This window comes from Rhizobacter sp. P3_C12 (assembly GCF_056402735.1).
In genome coordinates, this window is record NZ_JBFUGW010000576.1 from 1 (window position 1) to 1,395 (window position 1,395).

The 1,395-nt window shown below is 65.3% G+C and carries 1 protein-coding gene; it reads left to right on the forward strand.

The genetic code is table 11. The features are described from left to right. Window positions 1–53 precede the first annotated feature (53 nt). A complete protein-coding gene (locus tag AC1DXV_RS34620; RefSeq protein WP_477938046.1) occupies window positions 54–1,334 on the forward strand; it encodes an IS256 family transposase in 1,281 nt (426 codons plus the stop codon). Window positions 1,335–1,395: the final 61 nt, after the last annotated feature.

Consider the following 1,395-nt stretch of genomic DNA (forward strand, 5'->3'; position numbering starts at 1 on the left):
GAGCCTGTCAGTAATTTTGTGTGCGAGGCATAGCATGACGACCAGGAGCATGTATGCCAAGCAAGACGAAGACGAAGAACGAGGCGATCGCTGCGAGGACGGCGGCGCTGCCGAAGATCCCGAAGGAACTGCTGGATCAATTCACTCAAGGGCCGATGACGGCCGAGGCGATAGCGGAAGCGTCGATGGCGTTCAAGAAGGCGCTGATCGAGCGGGCGCTGGGTGGCGAGCTGAGCCATCACCTGGGCTATCCGCCCGGGGGTGAGAAGCCGGCCGAGGCGGACAACCACCGCAACGGAGCCAGCGCCAAGACGGTGCTGACCGAGGATGGCCCGCTGCGCATCGAGGTTCCCCGGGACCGGGAGGGATCGTTCGAGCCGCTGCTGATCGGCAAGCACGAGAGGCGCTTCACGGGCTTCGACGACAAGATCGTGGCGATGTACTCGCGCGGGATGACGGTGCGCGAGATCCAGGCGTTCCTGGCCGAGCAGTACCAGACGCAGGTGTCGCCGGAGTTCATCAGCTCGGTCACGGACGCGGTGATGGCCGAGGTGACGGCCTGGCAATCGAGGCCGCTGGAGGTGATGTACCCGGTGGTGTTCTTCGACGCGCTGAGGGTGAAGATCCGGGAGGAGGCGGTGGTGCGCAACAAGGCGGTGTACCTGGCGCTGGGCGTGCTGGCCGACGGCACACGCGACATCCTGGGGCTGTGGATCGAGAACACCGAAGGCGCGAAGTTCTGGATGAAGGTCTTCAATGACCTGAAGACGCGAGGCGTGGGCGACATCCTGATTGCGGTCACGGACGGGCTCAAGGGCATCGGCGAGGCGCTGGGCGCGGTGTTCCCGGCCACCACGCTGCAGACGTGCATCGTCCACCTGATCCGCAACAGCCTGGACTACGCGGGCTGGAAGGACCGCCGGCCGCTGGCGGGCGCGCTCAAGCCGGTGTACACGGCCACCAGTGCGGAGGCCGCAGCGCAGGCGCTGGACGAGTTCGAGCACGGTCCGTGGGGGCAGAAGTACCCGACGGTCACGGCCGCTTGGCGCCGCGCCTGGGATCGCGTGATACCGTTCTTCGCGTTCCCGCCGGAGGTGCGCCGCGTGATCTACACGACCAACGCGATCGAGAGCATCAACAGCCAGCTGCGCAAGATCATCAAGACGCGCGGGCACTTCCCCAGCGACGACGCGGCCACCAAGCTGATCTGGCTGGCACTGCGCAACATCACGGCTGACTGGGGACGCGCAGCCAAGGAGTGGCGCCCCGCGATGAACCAATTCGCTGTGGTCTACGAAGAGCGATTCACACTGCCGGCGCACGGCAGTCGATAAGCGAGTCGGCCAATAGCCAATTCATCTCAACCGCCTCGCACACAGAAATCCTGACAGCCCC

Coding starts and splice junctions, on each gene's coding strand:
- AC1DXV_RS34620 (WP_477938046.1), top strand. CDS start 54: ATGCCAAGCAAGACGAAGACGAAGAACGAGGCGATCGCTGCGAGGACG.